General features: G+C 66.1%; 1 protein-coding gene. It reads left to right on the top strand.

Going from position 1 to position 516, the window contains the following annotated elements:
* Positions 1 to 186: 186 nt before the first annotated feature.
* A partial coding sequence (locus tag EN750_RS38415; RefSeq protein WP_148669953.1) for an HAD hydrolase-like protein occupies positions 187 to 516 on the top strand: 330 nt, incomplete at its 3' end.

Here is a 516-nt window from a genome sequence, read left to right as displayed (position 1 = left end):
ATACGGGGAGAAGTGCCCGGCAGGGCGATGAGGGGCAGCGCCGGCTTCCACAATTGGTGGTCCCGCCACACGTTGAAACTGTCACCGGTCTGAAGCGATTGCCAAGCCGGCTTGCCCCCAGTCAGCTTGCCTTGACGCGCCGCAGCCGCTATCGCCTGCCCATTGCACACCTGCCCAGGACAGACCATGACCCGACCGATCATCGTGTTCGACCTCGACGGTACGCTGATCGACACAGCGCCGGACCTGCTCGACAGCCTGAACCACAGCCTGGCCGCCAGCGAGATCGCGGCGGTCGACGAAGCCGGCTTCAGGCGTTTTGTCGGCCACGGCGGCCGGGTGATGATCGAGCGGGCGCACGCCGCCCATCAGCGATCGCTTGCCGTCGAGGAGCACGACCGGCTGCTGAAACTTTTCCTCGACCACTACACGCTCAACATCCCCGGCAAGTCGCGCCCCTACCCCGGTGTCGTCGAGGCGATCGCGCGCTTCGAGGAGGCCGGCTATATCCTGGCC

Origin of the sequence: Mesorhizobium sp. M7A.F.Ca.ET.027.03.2.1, from assembly GCF_003999175.1 — a bacterium.
Classification (GTDB): Bacteria; Pseudomonadota; Alphaproteobacteria; order Rhizobiales; family Rhizobiaceae; genus Mesorhizobium.
This window is presented reverse-complemented; position numbering and strand designations above follow the sequence as displayed.